Origin of the sequence: Pseudoalteromonas shioyasakiensis (assembly GCF_001550135.1) — a bacterium.
Lineage (GTDB): Bacteria > Pseudomonadota > Gammaproteobacteria > Enterobacterales > Alteromonadaceae > Pseudoalteromonas > Pseudoalteromonas shioyasakiensis.
This window is the reverse complement of the sequence record NZ_LRUE01000015.1, coordinates 517451-543300: the sequence shown is the minus strand read 5'-3', so window position 1 is coordinate 543300 and position 25850 is coordinate 517451. Positions and strand designations below refer to the sequence as shown.

Sequence of the window (25850 nt, the reverse complement as noted above, 5' to 3'; positions counted from 1 at the left end):
CACGTGTAAACCCATTGTATTCAAGTGCTTAGCGTGCAAAGAAAAAATAAATATAAAAAAATGTTAAAAAAACTGGTTGGACCAATTGATCTATTGCTCGTTTTATGACGTAATGTAGGTATTACTATCTGGTCGGATGAGTTTATTATGAGCTTACGTACAAAATTAAAAAAAGTATTACCTAGTATTTCAATTACAGAACAAGAAGCGTTAGATGCGGGTGATGTTTGGTTAGAAGGTTCAATCTACCAAGGTAAACCTGATTTCGATGCACTTCGTGACGTGCCAGCAGCTAAGCTGAGCGCTGAAGAGCAAGCATTCTTAGATGGCCCAGTGAAAGAATTATTATCTATGATTGATGATTCTGAAATTCAAAACGGTGTTCATCTTCCTGACTACATTCTTGATTTCTTGAAAAAAGAGCGTTTTTTCTCGCTTATCATTCCTAAATCATTCGGCGGTTTAGAGTTCAGCCCTTATGCAAACTCAACAATCGTTGCGACTATCGCGACTAAGAGTTCTGCGGTTGCGGTAACCGTGATGGTTCCTAACTCTTTAGGCCCAGGTGAGCTATTACTTCACTTTGGTACTAAAGAGCAACAAGATCACTACTTACCGCGTCTTGCAAATGGTCGTGATATTCCATGTTTCGCACTAACTAGCCCAGAAGCGGGTTCAGATGCGGGTGGTATTCCAGATATCGGTGTTGTTAAACGTGGTCAGTTCAATGGCGAAGAAGTATTAGGTTTAGAAATTACCTGGGACAAACGCTACATCACACTTGCGCCAATTGCGACAGTATTAGGTTTAGCATTTAAGGTAGTTGACCCTGATGGTTTACTAGGTGGTAAAGAAAACTTAGGTATCACCTGTGCGCTTATTCCTAAAGATCACCCAGGTGTTGAACTTGGTAATCGTCATGATCCTATGGGTATCCGTTTTTACAACGGTACGACTCGCGGCGAAAAAGTATTTGTACCAATGGACTTCATCATTGGTGGTCAAAAGAACATCGGTCGTGGCTGGCAAATGCTGGTTAGCTGTTTAGGTGCAGGCCGTGGTATCTCTCTACCGGCATTAGGTGTTAGCTCATCACAAGTGGCATTCAAAGGTGCTTCTGAGTACGCAGCAGTACGTGAGCAGTTTGGTCTGGCGATTGGTCAATTCGAAGGTATCCAAGAGAAGCTTGCTGATATCGCAGGTAAAACTTACCTTCAAGAAGCAATGCGTGTTCTAACAACAGAAGGTTTAGGCATGGGCTTAAAACCATCTGTAGTTACTGCGATTGCTAAATACCACATGACAGAAATTGGTCGTAACGTGCTTGATTCAGCAATGGATATTCAAGCAGGTAAAGCAATTCAAAATGGTCCGCAAAATACATTAGCAAGTGGATATGTTGCACAACCAATCGCAATCACGGTTGAAGGTGCAAACATTCTTACTCGTAACCTTATGATTTTTGGTCAAGGTGTAATGCGTTGTCACCCTTACCTACAAACTATGGTTGAGTCTATCCACAGCGAAGACAAAAATGCAGATAAAGAATTCAACAGCATCTTACGTAAAACAGTGGGTTACAGCGTAGCTAATAGCTTACGAGCTTTCCGTTTAGGCGTATTACCGTTTACTGCGGGTGCTAAATCGTCACTACCAGAAGTACGTGAATACGAAAAAGCAGCGCATAAATTATCTGCAAAACTTGCAGTTTACGCTGACTTCTCGTTATTGGTACTAGGTGGCAAACTTAAGCAAGCAGAAATGTTATCTGCACGTTTAGGCGACGTAATGAGCTTCTTATATGCGGCGATGGCATCAATTAAATACTACGAGCAAAAAGTAGCAAGCAGTGAACGTGAGCAAGCTGCGCCTTACTTCCACTATGCGACTCGCTTTGCACTACAAAGCGCTGAAGAAGCATTGCATAAGTTCTTAGATAACTTCCCTGCAAGTGGTACTCGTAAATTTATGCGTTTCATTACGATGAACTACTCAATGAAAATGCCTAAGATCAGCGATGATTTAATCCGTGAACTTGCGACTCAAGCGCAAATGGATACGGCATTTAAAGCGCAAATCACTCACTTGGTTAACCCAATTGAAGGTGATGGTCATTACATCAATGAGCAAGCGTACAAAGCGAAAATGGCGTGCCTTGATTTACTTAAGAAAGTTAAAAAAGCTCTGCGTGCTAAAACTATTAAGCCGGGCGTTCGTTTTGCAGAAACGCTTGATAATGCACTTGTTGCAAGTGTTATCAACGAAGAAGAATATGCAAAACTGATTGATTACAACAAGAAGCGTGAAAAAGCGATTCGTGTTGATGAGTTCGACTTTGATATGAACCTACTGGATGACAATGCAAAGCCAGTAAACCCACTTAAAAGTGTGGTAAACGAGTAATTCAACAATGCAAGTCCTGAGTAGTATTAGGACTTTATCTTCGAAAACCCGTGCTTAGCACGGGTTTTTTATTGCCTATAGGCCGTTGTGCCAATAGCCAATATCACCTACCATTGCCATCGGTTTATATAAATTACAGAGCGTTATGGATCTTAGGCAATTCGTTACTTGTCACTTTTCAAATATTACAGAGCTACAGCAAGCTGCATCAGTATGGAGTGGATGCGGTGAGATTATTCGTTGCCAAATGAATGGTGCTGCTGCGGTAATTAAAGCGATTGAAGTGCCTAGTCAGATCAATCATAGTCGTATAAAACAAAGTGATTTTGCACTTGCCAGAAAGCGCCAATCTTACTTATTCGAATTTAATTGGTATCGGCATTACGCAGAGCAATTACCCCATGAAGCTGCGGCTATCCACTGTATTGAGGCAATACAACAGGGCAGTAAACAAGCGCTGGTATTTAGTGATTTCAGTGCGCTTGGCTACCAGCCTGCAAGTGCTACACACAGCGACATTCAAGCAATTATAAACTGGCTTGCACACTTTCATGCTTTTCATTTAGCAAGCTCTGCCGATGGCCTTTGGCCGCGAGGTAGTTATTGGCATTTAGCAACGCGGCCCGATGAGCTAAAGCGTATGAGCGATTTAAGCTTAAAAGCGCAGGCGCACGCTATTGATATAGCGTTGAATGAGTCACCTTACCAAACATTAATTCATGGTGATGCTAAGCTTGCCAATTTTGCGATTGCGCCACAAAACCAGCATGTTCTTGGCTATGATTTTCAATATGTTGGCAAGGGTGTTGGGGTGATTGATGTAATGTATTTTTTAGGCAGTTGCTTAGATGATACGGCATTAAAATCAGTTGCAGATGACTATTTAAATCGCTATTTTGACACCCTCATACAGGCACTAAAACGTTATCAACCGAATGTAAACCCAGCGCATGTTGTTAGCAGTTGGCGAGCGCTTTGGTGTTACGCATGGAGCGATTTTTATCGCTTTTTAGCAGGTTGGAGCCCTGATCATGCAAAAATAAACGGCTACATGCAGCAGCAATTTGTAACGTATTTAAAAATAAAGGATTAGCAATGAATAAGCCAATGCGATTTGCCATTATCGGCTGTGGTGCTGTAACTGAAGTGAAAAGCGGCCCTGCTTATCAACAAGCAAAAGGTATTGCGCTTATTGGGGTGACACGCCGCGACTTAGAAAAAGCACATGATTACGCTAAACGCCATAATGTCGCAAAGGTGTTCGCATCGCCAAGCGAACTCATTAACGATACCAGTGTTGATGCCGTGTATATTGCCACGCCGCCAGATAGCCATAAAGCGTATGCTCTTGAGGTTGCTGCGGCAGGTAAACCTTGTTGTATTGAAAAGCCACTGGCGCCAAGTTATCAAGACAGCCTTGATATTGTTGCAGCGTTTAAAGAGGCTAAACAGCCGCTATTTGTGGCTTATTATCGCCGTTCATTACCACGCTTTAATCACGTTAAACAGTTATTAGAGCAAGGTGCGATTGGTAAGCCTCGTCATGTTAGTTGGCATTTAAGTAAAGCTCCTAACGCTCTTGATTTATCGGGTGAGTACAACTGGCGCACAGATCAAAATGTGGCACGAGGAGGTTACTTCGACGATTTAGCCAGCCATGGTCTTGATTTACTTGCCTACCTTTTAGGTGACTTTAGTACGGTGCATGGTTTATGTGCTAATCAACAGGGCTCATATTCAGCATTCGATGCTATTACCGCGCACTGGCAGCATCAATCTGGTGTTACCGGCACCGGGAGCTGGAACTTTGCTTCAGCAAATCGTTTTGATGATGTGATGATTTATGGCAGTGAAGGCGAGCTTAGCTTTAGTGTGTTTGACGAAAAACCGATTGTGCTTAACAACGCACAGGGCAAACAACAGTTCGTAATTGATAACCCTGCACATATTCAACAATATCATGTTGAAAATATGGCGAACTATTTTCATGCTCAGCAACCCCACCCATCAACCGGTGAGAGCGCACTACACACAAGTTGGGTTATGGAGCAGATTTTATCGGCTTAGTGCTCAAACGCTGCATTGAAGGCATTTACTATTTGTGTGTTTTCACCTTCGTGAAATAACTCCATCAGGCGCTCACTAATTAATGTGCGTACCTTTTCAGTTTTAAGCGCTTTATTGAACAGCGCGATTGCTTGTTTGCCGACCTCTGTTGGTGAACAAGCAATATAACCAAACACGGCGGCTTTTTCTGGTTTAAGGCTTATATAACGAATACTACTCAGACCGGGGAAACGTTTATAACGGTTGCTAAATACAGTTTGGTATTCTAAAACGGCATCAATTTTATTTTGAAATAACATTTGCCCGAGCCTTGGTGCATTTGTTGCCCCATCGAGTATAAAAAAGTGCTCATCATTTAAACGAACAAACTTATCAATCTCTTCTGAGTATGAACGGCCTTTAGTGACGCCAATTGTTAAGTCATAGTAATAGATAGCTTGTAGTAGGGTAATAGCGTCTGGAATGGTGGGCTTATTAAATACCACCAGTTTATTTGAAGGAAATGCCATCAGAGGGTACTGACTAAACACAGCATGAGCTTCACGCTCTGGGGTTTTTAATTTATTGTACAAGCAAACATTGTTCATTTTTCTTAATTGCTGCCACTCTCTTAAGCGGCTTGCAGGTATAAAATGTAGGCTGATTTCATCGCCTAATTCAGCTGCGGCAGCCAGCAAAAACGTGGTGGCCTCATTTTCAGGGTTACCGCCATCTTGCGGAACAAAGTCTGCCATAACTTGAATATCGAGTGTTTCACTGTGGACCGGTAGGCAAATACACAAAAGTAGTATCGAAGTGAAGATAAACGTTTTCATTACTGCAGGCCCAAAATAAATAAAATGTTAAACATTGCCGGTGCGTGTTGTTGCAAAAAAATTAATATTTGCAGCTGATAGTGTAATTTTAGACCAATTCAAAGAATTAATGCGATGAACATGCATTTTTTGCAGTCGAGAAGACTATTTTGCGCTAAAATAGGCGTAATTTATCTCATTTAGGTTCTACTTATGTCTATCCATGTAATTACTCATCCGTTAGTTCAACACAAACTTGGCCTTATGCGTGCAGAAGGTATTAGTACTAAAAGTTTTCGTGAGCTGTCGTCTGAAGTAGGTACTTTGCTTACTTACGAAGCAACAAAAAACCTACCATTAGAAAGCGTACAAATCACTGGATGGGATGGTTCAACATTAGATGTAGAACATATCAAAGGTAAAAAAATTACTGTTGTGCCTATTCTACGTGCCGGCCTTGGTATGATGGATGGTGTTATGCAGTTATTACCTGCTGCAAAAGTAAGTGTTGTTGGTCTTCAGCGTAACGAAGAAACATTGGAGCCAGTGCCTTATTTTGAAAAACTGGTTGGTAAAATTGATGAGCGTTTAAGCCTTGTTATTGACCCAATGCTTGCAACCGGTGGTTCAATGATTGCAACTATCGATATGCTTAAAAAAGCAGGTTGTAAAGATATTAAAGTGATTGTATTAGTGGCAGCACCAGAGGGCGTAGAAAAAACCCTTGCAGCCCACCCTGATGTTGAAATTTTCACAGCATCTTTAGACAGTCATTTAAACGAAAAAGGATATATCATTCCAGGCTTAGGAGATGCCGGTGACAAGATTTTTGGCACAGTGTAAGGCGCTCACGTGGAAAATCATCAAACATTTTCGTTAAAAACCATTCTAACTGGCGCGCAAATGCTGTTTGTAGCATTTGGCGCACTAGTACTTGTGCCGTTACTAACAGGCCTTGATCCCAATGTGGCTTTATTTACCGCAGGTTTAGGAACTTTACTGTTTCATGTGGTTACTAAAGGCCAAGTTCCCATCTTTTTAGCATCGTCTTTTGCTTTCATCGCACCTATTATCGCCTCGGTGCAAATGTGGGGCATTCCCGCAACTATGGGCGGTTTGATGGTGGCAGGCTTTTGCTATGTTGCGCTTAGCTTGATAGTAAAATTTAAAGGCGTGAATGCGCTGCACAAGGTGTTACCGCCTGTGGTTGTTGGCCCTGTGATCATGGTGATTGGTCTAGCCTTAGCCCCAGTCGCTGTGAATATGGCAATGGGTAAAGCAGGGGATGGCAGTGCACAATTAGTTCCTTATGAGCAAGCAATTTGGGTTTCTGGTTTATCATTACTGGTTACGCTGATTTTTGCGGTATGGGGTAAAGGTGTATTTAAACTTATTCCTATTCTTGCTGGTGTGGTAGCAGGTTACCTTGCTTCGTTATTTATAGGTATTGTTGAATTTAATGCGGTCACCGAAGCAAACTGGTTTGCGGTACCGGCATTTACTTATCCTGAGTTTAAATGGCAGGCTATTTTATTTATGGTGCCTGTGGCTATTGCGCCAGCAATTGAACATATTGGCGACATGATGGCTATTAGCCAAGTAACAGGTAAAGACTATTTAAAGAAACCGGGTTTACACCGCACTTTACTAGGTGATGGCTTAGCAACCTCTGCGGCATCGGTTTTTGGTGGTCCACCTAATACAACGTACTCTGAGGTAACGGGGGCGGTAATGCTTACACGTAACTTCAACCCTCGAGTGATGCTTTGGACCGCAATCATCGCTATTGTGCTGGCGTTTGTGGCAAAAATGGGCGCGGGTTTACAAACGATTCCGGTACCGGTGATGGGCGGCATCATGATTTTGCTATTTGGCTCTATCGCCGTTGTTGGTTTAAATACCTTAGTAAAATCAGGTGAAGACCTTACCGCGCCTCGCAACTTGACTATCATCGCACTGATTTTAGTGTTTGGTATTGGTGGTATGCATATCGGTGGTGATGAGTTTAGTTTGCAAGGTGTGAGCTTATGCGCAATTTTGGGGATTATCTTAAATGCTGTTCTCCCCAAAGCAGTGCAACAAGCTGATTAGAACTTAAAAACTGCTTGAATATTGCACCAAAAAAGCGCATTAAATATGCGCTTTTTTTGTAACCATTTAAAAAATAAGGAATTATAAAACTGGTCTACTAACTGCATTTATCTCTATGTCATACTGGTAGGAGCGATTATGCAAGAGGCAAATGTTGTGGATATTACCCCGTTTTTAGCGAAGCATCAGTTACCACTCAAGTATCAATACTTAAGTGAGCAGTTTTTTATACCCCTCGCGCACGATATCTTAAGCGCAAAAATGACCGGCCAACCTATGCTGGTGGCGATTAATGGCTGCCAAGGCTCAGGTAAAACGACCCTCGCTGATTTCTTAGTGACCTGGGTTAATAGCAATACCGAATTTAATAGCGTGTCATTATCAATCGATGACTTTTATTTAAGTCGTGATGCACGCAACGAGCTTGCTAAAGATGTTCATCCTTTGTTTGCGAGTCGTGGTGTACCGGGTACGCATGATACGCAATTAATGGAACAAACCTTATCAGCTTTGTTGGCAGGCAAAGTGGAAGTGCCATTACCTCAATTTGATAAACTAACTGATGATCCGGTGCCAAAAGACCAGTGGCCTAGCAACCAAAAACCGATTGATATCCTGTTTTTTGAAGGCTGGTGTGTAGCCAGTACACCTCAGCAGCCTTATCAACTGCAAACTCCGGTAAATGAATTAGAGCAACTAGAAGATGCCGACGGCATTTGGCGTCGCTGCGTAAATAGTTGCTTAGCGAATGAATATCAAAATGTATTCGCAATGGCCGATTACACCATTATGTTAAAAGCGCCTTCATTTGAAGATGTGTATGCGTGGCGCTTAGAGCAAGAGCATAAACTAATTGCCAAAAAAGGCCAGGGGCAGGGCACGTTTGACGAAGTGAGTTTAAAGCGTTTTATCTCTCATTTTGAACGTATTACGCGGGAAAACTTAGCCACTCTTGCGCACAGCGTGGATGCGTTATTATTGCTTGATACCGAGCGTGATATCACCAAGATGGAACTTCTCGCTGACCAGATTGCTCAGCCACTTATTTTTACTGACTTAGACGGCACATTGCTCGATCACGATAGTTACGAATGTGAGGTGATCAAACCATTTTTGGCAAAGTTGAATGATACCGGTGTCAATGTGATTTTTAACACCAGCAAAACCTTTGCTGAAGTCACTGATATTCAAAAAGGTTTGGATCATCACCAGCCCTTTATTGTGGAAAATGGTGCTGCTGTTTATATCCCGAAAGACTATTTCAAAGTAAAGCCGATTGGCTGTGATGAATATAAAGGTTATTGGCGCTTTGCCATGACGCAAAGTACCGATAAATTGCATGAAGATCTTAAACAATATGCTAGCCAATTTAGTCATTGTGTACGTTTGTTTAGCCAATTTAGTGCACAAGAAATAGCCGAGTTAACAGGACTCCCCGTCGATAAAAGTGAATTGGCTCTACAAAGACAATACTCAGATCCGGTTTGTTTTTCGGGTAGTGAGGAAGAAAAGCAAGGTTTGATAGATGCAATGAGCCAAGCAGGCTACGAAGTGCTTGTTGGCGGGCGTTTTATCCATTTAACCAAAGGTAACAATAAAGGACTTGCACAAAAGTGGCTGTTAAATCAGTTCAAAAAAGCCTATCGCAATCCTTTTACTGTGATAGCGCTTGGCGACAGTCAAAACGATGTAGCCATGCTAAAGGCGGCCGACACCGCTATTTTAATCAATAACCCTGGCAGCCAAGTGCAATCACAAATATTACAAAAAGCATGGCAGCTCAGCGAAAAGCCCGCCCCAGCAGGTTGGGTTCAAGAAGTTTCTGCGTTAACTATCATCAAAGCGCGTTTTGCAGCAAAACAGGAGCAATCTCATGGCTGATTTTTATCAAAATGGCATTATCACGACCTTACACAATATTGCTGACCGCCCAGTAGAAGAACTAGAAAAAGAGTTGTTGGGCTTTTCAAAACAACGCCCAATGGGCCTGATTTTGCCTTCGCTTTACAGTGAGTTAGAAGGACCCGCTCTGCAAAATATTATTGCTGAGCTGAAACATGTGCCTTATTTATCGCAAATTACCATTGGTCTAGATCGCGCTGATGAAAGCCAATATCGCCATGCACTGCAGTTTTTTGCGGAGCTTGATCAGCCTCATAAGGTACTTTGGAATGATGGCCCGCGTTTACAAGCTCTTGATAAAGAACTACAAAAATTGGGCGTTGCGCCACGAGAGCTAGGTAAAGGTCGCAATGTTTGGTATTGCATGGGCTATAAGTTGGCAACCTCAAAAGTAGAGTCAATTGCACTGCATGACTGCGATATTTTGACTTACGACAGAGCGCTATTAGCACGTTTAATTTACCCCGTTGCTCACCCTCGTTTTAACTATGAATTTTGTAAAGGGTTTTATCCGCGCACCGCTGAGGGCAAAATTAATGGCCGTGTGTCACGTTTGCTGGTAACGCCGTTATTGCGTTCGTTTAAAACAATTTTAGGTAGCAACGATTATTTAGAATATATGGATTCATTTCGTTACCCGCTAGCGGGTGAGTTTTCATTCCGTCGTGATGTACTTAATGATATTCGTATTCCAAGTGACTGGGGCTTAGAAATTGGCGTGCTATCAGAGATGTATCGTAATTACTCGCATAACCGTTTATGTCAGGTAGATATTGCTGATAACTATGATCACAAACACCAAGACTTATCGCTAGAAAACCAAGCGGCGGGCTTGTCGAAAATGTCGATTGATATCACCAAAGCTTTATTCAGAAAGCTGGCTACCCAAGGGGTGACTTTTACGACAGAAACGATTCGCTCATTAAAGGCAACCTATTACCGTATTGCTCTCGATTTTATTGAAACTTATCACAACGATGCGTTAATGAATGGCTTAACACTTGATATTCATCATGAAGAAAAAGCCGTTGAAATGTTTGCTCAAAATATTATGAATGCAGGTCAGCACTTTTTAGAAAACCCAATGGAAGCACCCTTTGTGCCGAGTTGGAACCGAGTAGCTTCGGCAATGCCGGAGGTGTTTGCTCGCTTAGAAGAAGCCGTAGAGCTTGATAACAAAGAATATATTTAACGGGGAAGGCACGTGACTTTAGAGCTTTTGCAACAAAGGGTTATTCAGCATTTAACCTGCATCTACGGCGAAGTTGAGTTATCAACAACGCTTGAACAACTCGCAGATAGATTAATCAATACCATGTTAGGTGATGATCCTGTTCGAGACCCAACGCCGCATAAAAACCGTTGGGATGAGCAAGATATGATTTTAATTGCCTACGGTGATTCGATTATTCGTCATGCTAATACGGATGAAGCAGTTGCTAAGCCTGAAGAGCCGCCTTTGCATACGTTACATCGCTTTGTAAAAAACCAATGCTTACCTGAGCTTAATGCACTACACATCTTGCCGTTTTACCCATATAGCTCAGATGAAGGCTTCGCGGTAATGAATTATGTGCAAGTGAATGAAGCGTTAGGTAGTTGGCAACATATCCGCGATATTTCAGCGGATGTTAGGTTGATGGCAGATTTGGTGATCAACCATTGCTCTAGCCGTAGCGTTTGGTTTGAAAACTTTATTCAGGGCAAAGAGCCGGGAAAAGGGTATTTTAAAACGGCAAGCCAGAGTGATGACCTTGTGCAAGTTGTTCGCCCGAGAACATCACCCCTTTTACAGGCGGTTGAAACTAAAGACGGTTTGCAACATGTGTGGTGTACCTTTAGTCATGACCAAGTCGACTTTGATTTTGCTAACCCAGATGTGCTCAATGAATTTGTCAGCATTATTCGTCATTATTTAGATAACGGTGTGCGTATATTCCGCCTTGATGCGGTGGCTTTTTTATGGAAAAAACTCAATACCCGCTGCATTAACCTGCCTGAGACGCACGAAGTGATCAGGCTGCTTCGCACCCTTATTGAGCATTTTGAGCCTAATGTGATTATTATCACAGAAACTAATATCCCGAACCGTGAAAACTTATCGTACTTTGGTAATGCCAATGAAGCGCACTGTATCTATAACTTCTCATTACCACCGCTGTTATTACACACTTTACTCAGTGGTGACAGCACCGCATTAAAACATTGGATGATGAGTATGCCTCCTCCTCAAGAAGGGACGGCATACTTTAACTTTATAGCTTCACATGATGGTATTGGCTTGCGCCCCGTTGAAGGCTTGTTAGAGCAAAGTGAAATTGCCGAAATGGTGAATACGACTGCGAAATATGGCGGAAAAGTTTCATTACGTACCGCCCCAGATGGCACCAATACCCCTTATGAGTTAAACATTGCCTTATTTGATGCGTTGCAAGGTACCCATAAAGGCCCAGATAAATGGGGTGTTGCACGCTTTTTATGTGCGCATGCCATTATGTTTGCGCTTGAAGGTATTCCAGGTTTGTATATTCATAGCTTACTCGGTACCACCAATGATTATGAACGCTTTGAAAACAGCCAACATAACCGAGCGATTAACCGACACCGCTGGCAAGAGTCAGATTTACTAGCAAAGCTGAGTAATGAAAATGCCCATCATCGTACTGTGTTTAAAGCGATGAAAAACCTAATGGCTATTCGTAAGGCGCAAAGTGCATTTCACCCTAATGCGACGCAATATACGTTACATTTAAGCGAAGGGCTCTTTGGTTTTTGGCGACAAAGTATCAACCGTTCGCAAAGTATGTTTTGTGTTTATAACATTAGTGACGAGCCGCAAACGCTTACGCTTGCCGACTTAAATTTGATTGGTACCGAGCAATGGCGAGATTTAATTAGCGGTGAGCAAATTACTGAGCAAACACAAACAATGTCGCTAACCCCATATCAAGCAGTTTGGCTCAGTAATAAATAATGTAAATGCCCTTTACAGTTTGCTATTGGTTACCTCTAAAAGAAGTGATTCAACACTGAAGGGAAGGGCATTTTTATTCGCATTACTGAAAACGCGAAAGTTAATTGCTAAGTTATCACTGTGAATTTGTTCAACTAGCTTAAGCGTTTGTTCGCTATGTTGGCTGAAAATGGCCACTTCATGATGCATAGTTCCGGTTGCGTAATTATTGAGTAGATCATGAACATTTACTATAGCTAAAGCTCCTAGTGTGACATGACCGCCGATAGTGACGTCTATTTTTTCTGCCACAACTCTGAGTGGCCAATTTATTGCGCCAACCAATACATCTTTGCGTTTATTTAACTCATCAAGCGCTGCAATAGCCCCTAATGCCATGGCATCATTGGCAGCCCAAACCATATTGATGTTAGATTGATGGCTAAAGTAGCCAAGACTCTGGCGATACGCTTGTGTTGCTGACCAGTTGGCGACTGTTTTAGCGGTAATAGTAGCATTATCATACGCTTGAACACTTTGCTCTAAACCTTGTTCTCTATCAAGTGCTGCATGGGTCGTGTAATCACCATTAATCGCGAGAATATTTGCCGTGTGCTGAGCTTGTTCAAATAGCTTTTCGGCTAATAGTTGCCCCGCTTGTTTGTTATCGGGCACCACACTACCAGCGATATTAATGCCATGATCAATCAAACGTTTTAGCTCTTGTTCTGATGGGCGGTTAAGTAAAAAATAGATGGGCGTAGAGATGTGCTTTAAGCTTAAAAGTTGTTGGGTAAGCACACTTTTCTCATCAACTAAAATCAGCATATCTGGCTTTGCTTTAATCGCATTAGCCACTAATGACTTCATTTCAATATGATTTCGGTTGGCATAATGAATTGTTAAATCGAGATCAAAGTCTTTAGCAGCATCACGCATCAACTCTGACACTTCAAACCAAAACGGGCCTGTGACATTGGTATCGGCATGACCTGGGTTTATAAAAATAATTTTTTGCTTGGCAAAAACACTTGGTAAGCAAAATAGGCAGATAATGATAAATACCGTTTTGAGCATAGTCTTATTAAGTTAAAAGGCCGATAGGAAAGAGTATAGCTTGAATTGTCAGGTTTTAAGTAAATGATTGGCATAGGATAGTTTTTAAATATCTGATAGAAAAAGGGCTACACAAATGTGCAGCCCCAAGAGAATCAAATATTTTACGATTAGAAATCGTAAGATAGTCTTAAGTAGCCGAAACGACCGATGTTGTCGTAACTTGCACTACCAGAACCTGTACCTAACGTGCCGTATGGAAGTTTGCGGTTGAAGATATTATCTACACCCAGCTTCACACCAAAACCATTTTCAAAGTTATAACCAATTGTTGCATCAGAGATAACGTAAGTACCAAATGTCATTAAGCTATTTGGATTCGGGTTATCTGCAAGTTCTTGGTCTGTGTAAAGGCTTACTTCATCTAGATAACGTGTATCAAACGTTGTAAAGAAGCCATCACGCTTATAAGAAATTGAAAGGTTTGCTTGCCATTTCGCTTCGCCAGTTGTGCCTGCGTACTCATAGTAGTCGCTCGGTTGGTCTTGGAATGGGAAAGTTTTACGCTCAATTAAGTACGTACCAATTAAACGTGTTGAGAAGTTGCCTTCTAGTGCATCAAAGTCATAACCTAATTCAAAGTCAACACCTGATGCTTCTTGACCAGACACGTTCAGAACTGAGTTTTGAATAAGTGTAATTTCATGTGAGCTGCTATCACGCGTGATTAGGTTACAGTATTGGTTATTAATACCACCTTCTGCATCTACACAGCGGTCAAGAATGTCTTGTGAACCGATGGTCGAAATCGCATCTTCAAGTTCAATTTTCCAGTAGTCAACTGTCACTACAGCGTTTTCAATGAATGAAGGTTGGTAAACAAAACCAATTGTTGTACTGGTTGACTCTTCACCTTTCACATCTCGGTTACCACTTACTAAACCTTCAAGTGTTTGCGCATCGTAGTCTGATTCAAAATCAGCAGGTACACCAAGAGCTGCACAGTTCGCGCGGCGTACTTCTGAATTTTGTAGATCATTCAAGTTATCAGCTAAACATGGATCGTCAACACTGTAGAATGTTTGGCTCGGTGCACCAAAGATTTCGCCAATGTTTGGAGCACGAAGTGCTTCTGATTGTGTTGCACGTACACGTAGTTGATCGTTTACAGTCCAATCTAAACCAAGTTTCCAGCTTGTTGCATCACCAATTGTGTTGTAGTCAGCGTAACGTACCGCTGTATCTAGTACTAGATCTTGAACAAGAGGTAAGTCAGAAAGAAGTGGGATTGATGCTTCGAAGTAAATTTCATTTACATCAAACTCACCTTTGTCTTCGCCAAGCGCGTTAAAGAAGGTACCGGCTGCGTTGTCTGGCTCTTCAGTTTCGCTTTCTTCTTTACGGTATTCAACACCCGCTGCAAAACCAATGTAACCAGCTGGTAATTCATAAATTGCTGAATTTGCAAGTGAAGCAGACACAACTGTTTGGGTAATCTTTGAAGTACCTACTGAAACAGTATTGATGTAATCAATCGCTTCTTGGCTCGGTGCACCAAAGCCCATGATATTAACAGGTACACACCCTTCAGCACGTGCTTCTTCGCTGCGACAAACAACATTGCCTGAACCATCATCAATAGCATCTAGGGCATTGTAGTAGTTTGCCATGATCATGTTAGCGCCATTAACACGCTCTAAATCAGTTTGGCCATATACAACTGACGCATCTAATTCCCAGTCATTGAATACCGTGCCTTTTAAGCCTGCAACAAAACGGGTTGTTTCACGTGTATTGTTTTCAACACGACGACCTAAGTCAGTCATCATGCGGTTAACCATGATTGAGCTAACACCTTCTTGTTCCATTAGATCTTTAACGCTTGAGTCAAGGTAAGGGTTATCAATCTTGATGCTGTTATTTGGGTTAAAGAAGAAGAATGCAGGCTGACCAATGCTTTGGCCTTCGCTGTTAACATACTTTGCTTCAAGATACGCATTCATGCCCTCTGCGATATCGTAGTTCGTTTTGAAGTTAATGTTGTAGCGTTCAAACTCAGGTTGAATTTGGTTAAACTGTGCTAGGTTAAATGAATCACAGTTAGCACATGCAAGGCCATCAACTTGGTCACCAATGTTAAGTTCGCGGTAAGTACCATCTGGGTTAAATGAATTTACAAAGCCATTACTTAGCGCAAACACACCTGCGTTATTAATCGCATAGTAACCTGCATTTGGCGTATAAATGTAGTCAGGAAAAGCTGGATCATCTTTGTTTTCAGCTGTTTGAGCTGTGTTGCGCATATTGCGGTAAGAGCCATCAGTCCAAGGGTGGTCTAACGCATTTAAAGTATCTTGACCCGAATACTCAACAGAGAATGCCACGTTACCGCGATCATTATCGAAGTTTGTGCCGTAAGAGAGTGTTGCTTTTTCGTTGCTGTAATCGCTTAGGTCTGATTCGCCTCGAGTTACACTTGCGCTAAAGCCTTCGATATTCTTTTTAAGAATGAAGTTAACTACACCCGTTACAGCATCGGCACCGTATACAGCTGACGCACCACCGGTGATAATTTCAACACGCTCAACCCATGTGCTTGGAATTGTATTTGTATCAACTGATTGAGAGCCTGCAGAGCTAGAAACGTGACGTTTACCATTAACAAGTACTAGCGTACGGTCAGTACCCATATTACGTAAGTCAAGAATACTTAAACCCGCAGTACCGATGTAACGGCCAGAGTTTGAAAGTGAAAAAGTATTACCAAGAGCTGGTAATTTATTAAGTGCCTCACCGATATTAACCGCGCCTGTGTTAACTAAGTCATCACCAGTGATAACTGTCACTGGCGCAGGGGCAATAGCACCTTCACGTAAAATACGAGAACCTGTTACTTCGATACGGTCGATTGTTTGTACACCTTCTTCATCAGCAGCAAATGACTGACCTGAAATTGCAAGTGCAGATGTGCACAGGGCAAGCTTAATACTTGCACCTAAGATGTTATGTTTTTTCATTGTTTCACCTGTTAGTTTTTATTTTATCCCTTAAAGGGTTGTTAACGGTTGTTCTTAAAATGTTAACGCGGTGCACTTTATCATTGTCCCTATTATTTGCAAACAAAAACTACGTATCAATTTGTACACATCTAATTTCAATTTAAACAGTGTGTTAGGTTCTTTGTGGGGTTTAGGTGTTTTTTTTGTTTGTTGTGAAAAGGTGATTACAGAATATTTACTTTGTTGCTGTATTCGGTATTTTAATGGCATTAGGTTTACGTAGCGTTTCGCTTTATAATGGGTGCATAATTTGTATTTGGTTGAGAGTGTATGAAAGCCATTTTTATTAGTTTTTTAATCGTTTTTTCCAGTCTGAGCGCGGCCAACAATATTGACCTTGAGGCCAATATGAAAAACATGGGGCTTGCTTATAAAAACTCAGTGCGAGCAACTGATTTAGCCACCTTTAATACCGCTATCGATGAATTTATTGAGTTGTTAGAGACAGCCAAAACAGCTGATTTTAAACAGCATAAAACAGCGTCTTTAGAAGGGCTTGATAAAGTCATAAATCAAGCAAAGCAAGCTAAGCAACTTGCAACGACCCGTGGCCTTGAAGCTGCAAAAGCGCCGCTTAAATCTATTGATGAGCTACGTAAGAAATACCATGAGCTACATGAGCCGCCAGGTTTTTGGGAGTTGTTATTTGGTAAGTAAAGTTATTGAGTTAGATTTACTATAATTTTAAAAAGGTGCCGAGGCACCTTTTTTAACGCTTTTTCTTTTTACCCTGAACTGCCTTCAAGCGCGGATTGTCTTTATTAATAACATAGACACGACCTTTACGCTTTACGATTTGGCAGCCCGGGCGGTTCTTCGCGCTTTTTAATGAACTTAATACTTTCATGTTCTTACCTATAGCAACTACTTGCTCGCTAAGTTTTTGAAACGACGATTAAACGCAGCAACACGGCCATCGCTTGCAACGGCTTTTTGCTTACCGGTATAAAACGGGTGTGAATCGCTTGATACGTCAATTGGCACATAAGGGTAGGTTTTTCCCTCAAGTTCAATTGTGCGCGAAGTTTTAATTGTCGAACCAATAATAAAATAGCTGTCTGCCGCTGTATCATGAAACGCGACTTGCTGGTAATCAGGGTGGATATTTGGCTTCATAATGCACCTTTTTGTTATGTGATAATGTAGCAAGTATAGAGTGGTTGACTATTTGGGTCAAGATAAAAATGATTCTTATTTATATTGGGTTGTCTTAATTTTGTACAAGCTGAACAATCAATAAGCAGTTAGATTTAAAAAGCTGGATATTGTCGGTAAGGCTGTTATAACTAGGTATGCGTGCTTATTTTAAAGAAGGATAAGGAAGTGAATGATAAAACTAGCCGTGAAGAACTAGATCAAAATGTAATGAACACGCTTCGCGATAAAGACCATTCTGTTTTAGCTAATCATGTAGACACCTTGTCGTGTACTCACAACGATATTATTGAGTTGTTGGCACAGTATTTAGCTCTGAGTGAGCAAGATGATGATGAGCGTTTCGATACCTGGTTTGATAATCTAAGTAAAGAGCAACACACCGTTGTGAAGACTTTCGAAGTGTATCGTGGTCAGTACGAGCATTTAGATTCTTAATACTTGATCATGTTGTTTTTACATGAAAAAAGCCACCCGAAGGCGGCTTTGCTGATTAGCGCTAACTAATTAATCTAACATGTAAGCTCGCATGGTAATTTGCTCGGCTTGGCTTGAACCATAATCTGAAACAATCGTACGAATATGGACAAAGTCACCGACGTTGCCAGTATTAGGGATCGTAGCTACCCATTCACCGTCAATGTGTTCAACTTGTGCATCTAACCAGTTTTCGCTTGAGAACTTCGTTGATACAGGGCAATAGATATAAGCAGGCACGTTAGCAATCGTACATTCTTGGCCGTACGCATATTGGAACTGTACATCTGCCAGCGCCACTTCACCTACACCGTCAAGTAAACCTGTTAACTTAACTTGAGCCGCTTCACCTGCTTTCATGCTGTTGTTAATATCAACAGGTAAATCAACCATAGGCACTAAAATTGGCTGAACACCTTGTTGCTGCTCGTCAGCCGTAAATGTATAGAAACCTTGGTAAAGAGAACCTAGCTTATCATTGACTGGAGAGCGCTCACCAACACCACGGGCATAAGAACGCATTTCTAAGGTAATTTGATGAGAGCCCGGCTCAAGAGTTAACGTACCTTGATACGGAGATACTGGCTCACCATTTACTTTTAAACCAAAGGCTGAGCTACCCATAAAGCCAAAAATACCATCATGGTTTGCGGCATCGCCAAACGAGGCAAGGTTAAAGTAAAGAACGTTGGTATCGCGGCTAATAATCGCCGAGCCACTGCTGCCTAAGCTACCAGCACGTGGACCTTTAAACCAAGTGGTGTTTTGCTCTGCACCTTCAGTCATAGCGCGTGGACCATCAAAATAAGCGCCAGCACTTTGAATTTGATAGTTTGGCATAACGACATTCGTCCATGCATTTTTTGTACTTGCTGTGTAATATTCATCACGCTGATGAGGCAACATAATTAACTGTGAGCTACCTGTTGAGTAGAACTCTCCGGTACTGTTGGTCATTGCCATAACATCAGTCCATGCAGGGCGCTCATCATTTTGCGAGTGATAAGACGCACTTATTTTATGCATTTTATGTTCAGCAATATTGATTTTCCCAGATTGAATTCGGCCATCAGTAATATGGTTTATTGAATAAGCATAAGGTGAGCGTTCAGCCGCAATACCAGACCAGCTAACGATATTGTTGCCAGCTTCGATTTCTGCCATTAAGGCTTCACCTTGTTCGGTACTAATACCAATCACGGGTACTTTTGGTGTGCCTGTGATCGCGCCTTTATATCGGCCGCCACGACCAGGACGATAAAAAATCACACCGCTGGCACCATTTTTCATTGCATTACCGACCATGTAAGACGTGAGGTAATTAGGGTTAGCAATAAGCGCAATTTTTCCGTCTAACTCAAATTGGCTCCAGTCAGTGCTGTAACCAGCATCACCTACTGGCACGACTTCTGCAGAGCCTTCACCATGAAAAGACAGTGCTAAACCTTGTTTGATGTAATCAAGTTCAACCCCGTTTTGCATTGTGACGGTTGTTTCTGGAGCCACTGCGCGGGTGGTGATAAATGAGCGAAAGCGATCGTCATGACCTTGTGACCAAGCATACATATCATTTACGTAATCAGGAGCCATTTCGATAGCTGCAAGCTTCGCAACTTCTTGATCGTCAATCGCGTAAGTAAAGCCAAATGAATAACCTTGTGGATCAAGAGGCTGGTCAGCTTTAAAGGTGACAGGTTGAGCGTTGCGTGCATCAAAGTTAATCTCTGTTTTGCCATCAATCTTACGATTTAATACAGCCATTTGTGCCGCTGATTCAACTAAACCAGAGCTGGTTTGCGGGTTATCGTAAGTCATAATGTTAGCAATCAACGTATAGTAACCAGCAGGTACATCGATATTGGCTTTACCGCCAGTGAGCCTAACAAGACTGCCCCAATCATCTTCTTCATTAATTAAGTAAAGCTTAGATGGCGAGCCTGCTTGATTACCCCAGCGATCAGTTAGGTTTACTGTTAAATTAACGTGAGGTTGGTCAATCCAAAATGACACTGGTACAGTCACTTGCTGATCTGCATTGCCAACGGTTGTGCCTGTGATACGACCTGTAATTGCACCATAAGCACTGTTATTAAGTGCCACACTAGGGTCAATCCATATAGGGACTTGAGCAACACCTTTGGCTGGGATTGTTACAGATTTAACATCTAACCCTGCCAAGGTCGCCGGTAATTGTGTTTTGCCATCTTCACCGATTAAATCTAATTTCAATTTTAATTTAATATTTTCATCAGAGGTGTTTGTTAACGTGATCTGTGTTTCGGTAAATGCACTATTGGCATTATCAAAGTAGCCAAGTTCACGGTTTGCAGGGGCCACAATAGCTTGGTCAATGGCACGGTCGATATTCATGGCACCGGCACCTTGCTCAAGGACGTGAGCATCACTACTAAATACAGATGATGTAAGCACGTCTTTAATTTCTTTTGGCGTAAGGTCTTGGCGAGCTTGCATTACAATTGCAGCACCACCGGCAACATGAGGGGCAGCCATTGATGTACCTGAATACACGCGGTAGGCCGTATCACCTAAGCCACCAGAAGCCGCGGCAACCACAGAGACACCTTGCGAGGCAATATCTGGTTTTGCTGAGTGGCCATCTGGCGATGGACCGCGTGAAGAGAACGACGCCGTATTACCATCACGATCAATAGCACCCACGGTTAATGCACTTGGCGCGCAGCCCGGTGAACCAATCGTTTCACGGGTAAAGCTATTGCCCGCAGAGATAACAAATAAAGCTTTATCGCTAAGCGCTTCAACCATCTCAACCAATGGGCCACTACAGGTTGTTGCTGTGCCACCCAATGACATATTTACAATGTCAGCTTGTTCTGAAAGCACCGCCCATTGCATGCCATTTAAAATACCGTAGGTTGATCCTCCTCCTGTATTACCAAGTACTTTACCGATAATTAAATCGGCGGCTGGTGCCACACCGACCCATTTGCCTGCTGACTCATGGCCATTGCCTGCAACGGTTGAGGCTGTATGAGTTCCATGACCATTTAAGTCATCTACACCGTTGCTCGAATACGTAAAATCACGTGATGCAATGACACGACCTAGTAAGTCTGGATGCTCGGTGTCGTAGCCTGTATCAAGTACGGCAACTTTAATACCTTCGCCATTATAGTTAATCGCTGACTCACCATATGCGCCGGTTAGTGGGACTGTTGGAGTCAGTGTTTCTGACTGGGTAACCTTGTGAGCATGAACGACAGCATCAAGCCAAATACCTTCAACGTCAGCTTGTGCAACCAGGGTTTGCCAAGTTTGCGCTGCTTTGTCTTTGTTGATTGCAAATGCGGCGCTGTCGATTAGCTCAATTTCACCGGTTAATGACATACCAGCAAGCGTTGCTGGGACTGCAGGTCCTGCAAGGGTGCCATCGCGGTATTCAACAATGACGGGGAGCGCGTCGGTTGATGCATCATCGTAACCCGATTCATATAACTTATTAATGTTAAATAACTCTAAATCGATCGCATTTGAATCAACTAAGGCTTGAGCATGGTTTGGAACAACATAGGTGTTGTTACCACGTTTAAAGATACTGGTGAATGTATCTGAACCATCTGCATTCACTAATCGAATGCCGCCTAGCTTGCCGTCTTTATTGACAACAGCCGATACTTTGTCCCCAGTGATCAAAGTGAATGTAAGGGCATCCGCTTTACTTTGTTGTGTAACAAATGTTTCTTCTGCGGTTGCTGGTTGGGCAATCGATAAGCCGAGCATGGCTAAGTAGGTCGCCTTTAAGCGACCAAGCCTTGGAAAAGGTTTCATCTTTTCATCCTTTATTTTGATGTAATTAGTTTGGAAGAAAGGAGTTATTGCTAGCTGTCAAAATAACAAATATGACAAGAGCAATAACTCAACCAGACCAATCTATCGATCAAGCAGATGAAAACCTACAAAACAAAGGTAGCAAATTGTATTAACCTATTTATAACAAAATAAACACTGTTGTAACTTTGTGCGGTCATTCAGTTTAGCTTCATTTTAAGCGCAAAAATGAGAGGTTATTTTACCGATAGATCGTACTTTGCCACTACGTCATCAATATAACGATGGCGCAAGGTGTTTTTACCTTCGTTGCCCGTACCATGGCTTAACGCGCGGTTCATTAATTTGAGCGCTTTATGTAAGCTTTGGCGCTCTTCCACGCTTAAACCCGTTTTTGTGCGTAATTCCGTAATATCATCAATTAATAATTTAGCCACATCGAGCTGTACGGCTTCTTCAACTAAGCCATTTTGTGTTAGCACACCGTATTTACTGCATAAAAACTGCTGCCAAACTTGCTGTAAGTGCTCGTCAATTTCACTGCCAAATAATTCTTCATCGATAGCAAAGCCTTGCTCAGCAAGCTTACTGAGTTGATTTGAATATTGCTGAGCAAAATAATTAAATGCTTGGCAGGATGAGCTTATGTCATGTTTGATAATTAATTGCCCCCAGCTAGCGGCACCACGAGGGTAATAGTCTTGATATTCTTCGCATTGATAAATGCCCGAATACGAACAGCATTCTAATTGACTCTGCAAACAGTAACTCGGCTTTGGAAATAAACTACTTTGTTGCCATGCCGATAGCGTCTCCTCATCAATTGAGAGGGTATGGCACAGCTCTTCGGTGGTATAAAAGTAGGTTGCCAAAAATTTTGAAAGTTGCATTATCAAATACTCACAATAAACACTGTTAATTTATACAGTGTTTGATTTTGGCTTAACTTTGATTTTTTCTCAAGTATTTTTATTTATTGCAGCACACTACTCGGAAAATGCCTGTGTTTGTGATACAACTAGCGCAAATTTTCCAAACATTAAAAAAGTTATGCGCAACCTAGAAACAATTAAACAAGCAAGTTTGATCACCGCTATAAAAACACCTTATTTAACCAATGGTGAAATTGATCTTGCATGTTATGACGACCTTGTTGAACAGCAAATTGCAGCTGGTGTTGATGGCATTATTGTCGGTGGTACCACAGGTGAAGGGCAATTAATGAATTGGGAAGAACACTTAATGCTAATTGCTCACAGTGTTAGCAAATTCTCTGACCGTTTATTAATTGTCGGTAATACAGGTAGCAACAATACACGCGAAGCGATTAAAGCAACCGAGTATGGTTTTGCCACCGGTATGGATGCAGCGCTACAAATTAACCCTTATTACGGACGTACGTCGCTGGCGGGCGTGAAAGAGCACTTTAACCGTTTACTTGATATTGGTCCTGCGTTTATCTACAACGTAGCAGGTCGTACAGGCCAAGACTTAACACCCGATATCATTGAGCCACTTGCGAAGCACGAAAACTTTATCGGTGTAAAAGAGTGCGGTGGCAATGAGCGTATTGCTCATTATGAACAGCAAGGTATTGCTTGTTGGTCAGGTAACGACGATGAAGCGCATGATGCAAGACACACTCATAAAGCCCACGGTGTTATCTCGGTTACATCTAATATTATTCCAGGCTTATTCCGTCAGTTAATGGATGAGCAAAATGATGCACTTAATGCAAAACTACAGCCACTTATGGGCTGGTTATTCTGCGAGCCTAATCCAATTGCAATCAATACGGCACTTATGATGACAGGCGCGGTAAATCCTGTGTTCCGTCTTCCTTATGTGCCACTAACAAGTGCTCAGCAACAAATCGGTTTAGGTTACATTAACGAACTCGATGTTGCTGATATAGTAGGTGAAAAAGCACAACTTTTAACCGAAAAAGACGTTATTTTACGATAAAAATGAATGAGTGCTTAATTACGGCTGTAATTAAGCACCATTGTTTTACTTTTTTGTAGCTAATAGGTAAAATTAGCAATCGTTTGGCGTTATAAGAATAATATTTGTGAAATTTGTTGTTGAGAATTTGAGTTTATGGGTTGCACCCGAGCAACAAATAGCAGAATTAAGCCATCTCAATCTTGCTGACCTTGATTTAAGCTGGGTTGCACCGATGCAGCGCCGCCGCTTAAGCCCATTTATGAAAATGGCGCTTCATACTATGCATCAAGCGCAAGGTGAGTATCAGCAGCTAGCTGTTAATTTTTCATCGCGTCATGGCGACTTACCAAAAACATCGCAACTGTTACATTCACTTGTCGAACAAGAACCTCTTTCTCCGACCGCATTTGGTTTGAGTGTACATAATGCTGCAACCGGATTATTTTCGATTATTGCAAAAAATAAAGCCCCGATGAATGCTATTGCTGGTGGTCAAGACAGTATTATTTCAGCCATGATAGATGGTTTTGCGCGTGTTCATAGTGGTATTGAACAGCAAATTTTGATTGCTCATGCCGAAAGTGTATTACCAGATGAGTACTTAGCATTTAGCGACGAGCAACAAATTGCTCATAGTGTATCGTTCGTATTATCAACAGCGCAGACCGGTAAGCCATATTTTGAATTAACGAAACTTCCTGAATCAGAACATACTCAAAGTGACTCGTGTTTACCACTGAGTTTGCAATTAGCAGCTGCTTTAACAAGCAAAGGATCACAATCGCTGCTTTCACATCAACAATCAGCTTGGATGCTACAGTACCATGGCGACTAACGTTTACATTAAGTTGAATAAAATTTGGCGGGTACTGGCAACCGGGTTTTGTTTTTCTGTATTTGGTTTTGGCGGTATTGTACTCACCTTGTTGGTTTTGCCTCTACAACGTTTATTTGAACCTTGCCAAGCGAAACGTAAGCAAAAAGCCCGTTTAACGGTTCACTATAGTTTTAAATTCTTTGTTGCCTTAATGCATTACACCGGTGCTATCCATTTCTCTGTGCAAGATAAACAGAAATTTCATGATCTTAAAGGGCAGTTAGTACTTGCCAATCATCCTTCATTAATTGATGTTGTGGTGCTGATATCTGTGATTAAAAATGCTGACTGCGTGGTCAAAGCACACCTATTTAAAAATCCATTTATGCGCGGTGTCATTAAAGGCACAGGTTATATTAGTAATGAAGACCCGCAAGAGTTACTTAATGATTGTGAAGCATCACTCGCTGCTGGAAATAACCTGATTATCTTTCCTGAAGGCACCCGCACAACCCCAGGTGAACAGTTAAAATTTAAGCGTGGCGCTGCGAATATTGCTGCGCGTTGTGAAGCCCCAATTACCTCAGTGCTGATTAGTATGAAACCCAGCACTTTGACTAAAGGCACACCATGGTATTGCGTTGCCGCAACAAAAGCGCATTTTGAGATGCGCTTTGCCACTGACCCATTTACGTTTAACGACACATTTAATAATGAACAACCCGCCATGCAAGCACGACAATTAACCCGTGATTTGCAACATTACTTTTCAGAGGAACTCAGGCACCTATGACTGAACTAAAGAACAAAATAAAACAATTAATCATTAGCAGCTTAGATCTTGAAGATATTACCGTGGATGATATTGAAAATGACCAACCTTTGTTTGTTGATGGTTTAGGCCTAGATAGTATCGATGCGCTTGAGCTTGGCTTAGCCATTAAAAAAGAGTTTAACGTTAAGATTGACGCAAACTCAGAACAAACAAAAGCCCATTTTGCATCGGTAGATGCATTGGCAGAATTTATTAACCAACACCAATCATAATACAGACTTAGAAGTAGGAATAAGCATGAAAACCGCTGCTGACATTTACAACGTTTTACAGGGCATTTTAGTAGATGAATTTGAGATCGATGCTGATGATATCAGCCTAGATGCGCACCTGTATCAAGACCTAGATCTTGATAGCATTGATGCTGTTGATTTAGTTGTAAAACTACGCGAAATCACTGGTAAGAAAATTGAGCCAGATGCATTTAAGCAAGTGCGTACTGTGCAAGATGTTGTAAACGAAGTAGAAAAGCTCGTTTCATAAACAT

The 25850-nt window shown here is 41.8% G+C and carries 22 protein-coding genes; 15 read left to right on the top strand and 7 right to left on the bottom strand.

The window, feature by feature from the left end; genetic code table 11:
• Positions 1–147: 147 nt before the first annotated feature.
• From PASHI_RS11700 to PASHI_RS11690, 3 genes are all read left to right on the top strand, one after another.
• Entirely contained in the window at positions 148–2403 is a 2256-nt protein-coding gene (locus tag PASHI_RS11700; RefSeq protein WP_054562441.1) for an acyl-CoA dehydrogenase, read from the top strand.
• Between the two features lie 145 nt (positions 2404–2548).
• Positions 2549–3496 (top strand): aminoglycoside phosphotransferase family protein, encoded by a 948-nt coding sequence (locus tag PASHI_RS11695; protein ID WP_062565734.1) that lies wholly within the window; start codon positions 2549–2551, stop codon positions 3494–3496.
• Positions 3497–3498: 2 nt separating this feature from the next.
• Positions 3499–4470: a Gfo/Idh/MocA family protein gene (locus PASHI_RS11690; protein WP_062565733.1), complete on the top strand. Its 972-nt coding sequence runs from the start codon at positions 3499–3501 to the stop codon at positions 4468–4470.
• On the opposite strand, the gene PASHI_RS11685 is transcribed toward PASHI_RS11690, so the two are convergent.
• Positions 4467–5285, bottom strand: coding sequence for an ABC transporter substrate-binding protein (locus PASHI_RS11685; protein WP_130167654.1), 819 nt, complete (start codon positions 5283–5285; stop codon positions 4467–4469). The genes PASHI_RS11690 and PASHI_RS11685 overlap by 4 nt on opposite strands.
• Before the next feature lie 192 nt (positions 5286–5477).
• Here PASHI_RS11685 and upp point away from each other — a divergent pair, with 192 nt between their 5' ends.
• From upp to PASHI_RS11660, 5 genes are all read left to right on the top strand, one after another.
• A complete protein-coding gene (gene upp, locus PASHI_RS11680) occupies positions 5478–6107 on the top strand; it encodes a uracil phosphoribosyltransferase (protein ID WP_054562437.1) in 630 nt (209 codons plus the stop codon).
• A 9-nt stretch (positions 6108–6116) separates the two neighbouring features.
• A complete protein-coding gene (locus PASHI_RS11675; RefSeq protein WP_062565731.1) occupies positions 6117–7355 on the top strand; it encodes a uracil-xanthine permease family protein in 1239 nt (412 codons plus the stop codon).
• 138 nt (positions 7356–7493) lie between these two features.
• A complete protein-coding gene (locus tag PASHI_RS11670; protein ID WP_062565730.1) occupies positions 7494–9236 on the top strand; it encodes an HAD-IIB family hydrolase in 1743 nt (580 codons plus the stop codon).
• The gene (locus PASHI_RS11665) at positions 9229–10449 is read left to right on the top strand and encodes a glycosyltransferase family protein (RefSeq protein WP_054562434.1); all 1221 of its coding nucleotides are present in this window, start codon (positions 9229–9231) and stop codon (positions 10447–10449) included. Before PASHI_RS11670 ends, PASHI_RS11665 begins: the two co-directional genes overlap by 8 nt.
• 12 nt (positions 10450–10461) lie before the next feature.
• Positions 10462–12231 carry a sugar phosphorylase gene (locus PASHI_RS11660; RefSeq protein ID WP_062565729.1) on the top strand — a complete coding sequence of 590 codons (1770 nt, stop codon included), beginning with the start codon at positions 10462–10464 and terminating at the stop codon, positions 12229–12231.
• Positions 12232–12243: 12 nt separating this feature from the next.
• On the opposite strand, the gene PASHI_RS11655 is transcribed toward PASHI_RS11660, so the two are convergent.
• Positions 12244–13287 carry an ABC transporter substrate-binding protein gene (locus PASHI_RS11655; RefSeq protein WP_062565728.1) on the bottom strand — a complete coding sequence of 348 codons (1044 nt, stop codon included), beginning with the start codon at positions 13285–13287 and terminating at the stop codon, positions 12244–12246.
• A gap of 149 nt (positions 13288–13436) precedes the next feature.
• Positions 13437–16283 (bottom strand): TonB-dependent receptor plug domain-containing protein, encoded by a 2847-nt coding sequence (locus tag PASHI_RS11650; RefSeq protein WP_062565727.1) that lies wholly within the window; start codon positions 16281–16283, stop codon positions 13437–13439.
• Between the two features lie 312 nt (positions 16284–16595).
• Between PASHI_RS11650 and PASHI_RS11645 the strand changes: the two genes are divergently transcribed.
• On the top strand, positions 16596–16982 hold the full coding sequence (locus tag PASHI_RS11645) for a cytochrome b562 (protein ID WP_062565726.1): 387 nt from the start codon (positions 16596–16598) through the stop codon (positions 16980–16982).
• Between the two features lie 52 nt (positions 16983–17034).
• Here PASHI_RS11645 and ykgO read toward each other — a convergent pair whose 3' ends face one another.
• Both ykgO and PASHI_RS11635 read right to left on the bottom strand, forming a co-directional pair.
• On the bottom strand, positions 17035–17172 hold the full coding sequence (ykgO, locus tag PASHI_RS11640; RefSeq protein WP_058584105.1) for a type B 50S ribosomal protein L36: 138 nt from the start codon (positions 17170–17172) through the stop codon (positions 17035–17037).
• Positions 17173–17189: 17 nt separating this feature from the next.
• Positions 17190–17441, bottom strand: coding sequence for a type B 50S ribosomal protein L31 (locus PASHI_RS11635; protein ID WP_058584106.1), 252 nt, complete (start codon positions 17439–17441; stop codon positions 17190–17192).
• A gap of 249 nt (positions 17442–17690) precedes the next feature.
• On the opposite strand from PASHI_RS11635, the gene PASHI_RS11630 reads away from it, so the two are divergent.
• Positions 17691–17918, top strand: a complete 228-nt coding sequence (locus PASHI_RS11630; protein ID WP_220095044.1) for a hypothetical protein — start codon at positions 17691–17693, stop codon at positions 17916–17918.
• A 69-nt stretch (positions 17919–17987) separates the two neighbouring features.
• On the opposite strand, the gene PASHI_RS11625 is transcribed toward PASHI_RS11630, so the two are convergent.
• Both PASHI_RS11625 and PASHI_RS11620 read right to left on the bottom strand, forming a co-directional pair.
• Positions 17988–21764 carry a S8 family serine peptidase gene (locus PASHI_RS11625; protein ID WP_062565725.1) on the bottom strand — a complete coding sequence of 1259 codons (3777 nt, stop codon included), beginning with the start codon at positions 21762–21764 and terminating at the stop codon, positions 17988–17990.
• A gap of 236 nt (positions 21765–22000) precedes the next feature.
• Entirely contained in the window at positions 22001–22654 is a 654-nt protein-coding gene (locus tag PASHI_RS11620) for a DUF6058 family natural product biosynthesis protein (protein ID WP_062565724.1), read from the bottom strand.
• Between the two features lie 160 nt (positions 22655–22814).
• On the opposite strand from PASHI_RS11620, the gene dapA reads away from it, so the two are divergent.
• From dapA to PASHI_RS11595, 5 genes are all read left to right on the top strand, one after another.
• Entirely contained in the window at positions 22815–23729 is a 915-nt protein-coding gene (gene dapA, locus PASHI_RS11615) for a 4-hydroxy-tetrahydrodipicolinate synthase (protein WP_062565937.1), read from the top strand.
• Between the two features lie 106 nt (positions 23730–23835).
• Positions 23836–24546 (top strand): beta-ketoacyl synthase chain length factor, encoded by a 711-nt coding sequence (locus tag PASHI_RS11610; RefSeq protein ID WP_130167652.1) that lies wholly within the window; start codon positions 23836–23838, stop codon positions 24544–24546.
• Entirely contained in the window at positions 24536–25321 is a 786-nt protein-coding gene (locus PASHI_RS11605) for a lysophospholipid acyltransferase family protein (RefSeq protein ID WP_062565723.1), read from the top strand. The genes PASHI_RS11610 and PASHI_RS11605 overlap by 11 nt, the downstream gene beginning before the upstream one ends.
• Complete coding sequence (locus PASHI_RS11600; protein WP_054554555.1) at positions 25318–25575, top strand: phosphopantetheine-binding protein; 258 nt, start codon at positions 25318–25320, stop codon at positions 25573–25575. Before PASHI_RS11605 ends, PASHI_RS11600 begins: the two co-directional genes overlap by 4 nt.
• A 25-nt stretch (positions 25576–25600) precedes the next feature.
• The gene (locus PASHI_RS11595; RefSeq protein ID WP_054554554.1) at positions 25601–25846 is read left to right on the top strand and encodes an acyl carrier protein; all 246 of its coding nucleotides are present in this window, start codon (positions 25601–25603) and stop codon (positions 25844–25846) included.
• The last annotated feature ends 4 nt before the right edge of the window (positions 25847–25850 follow it).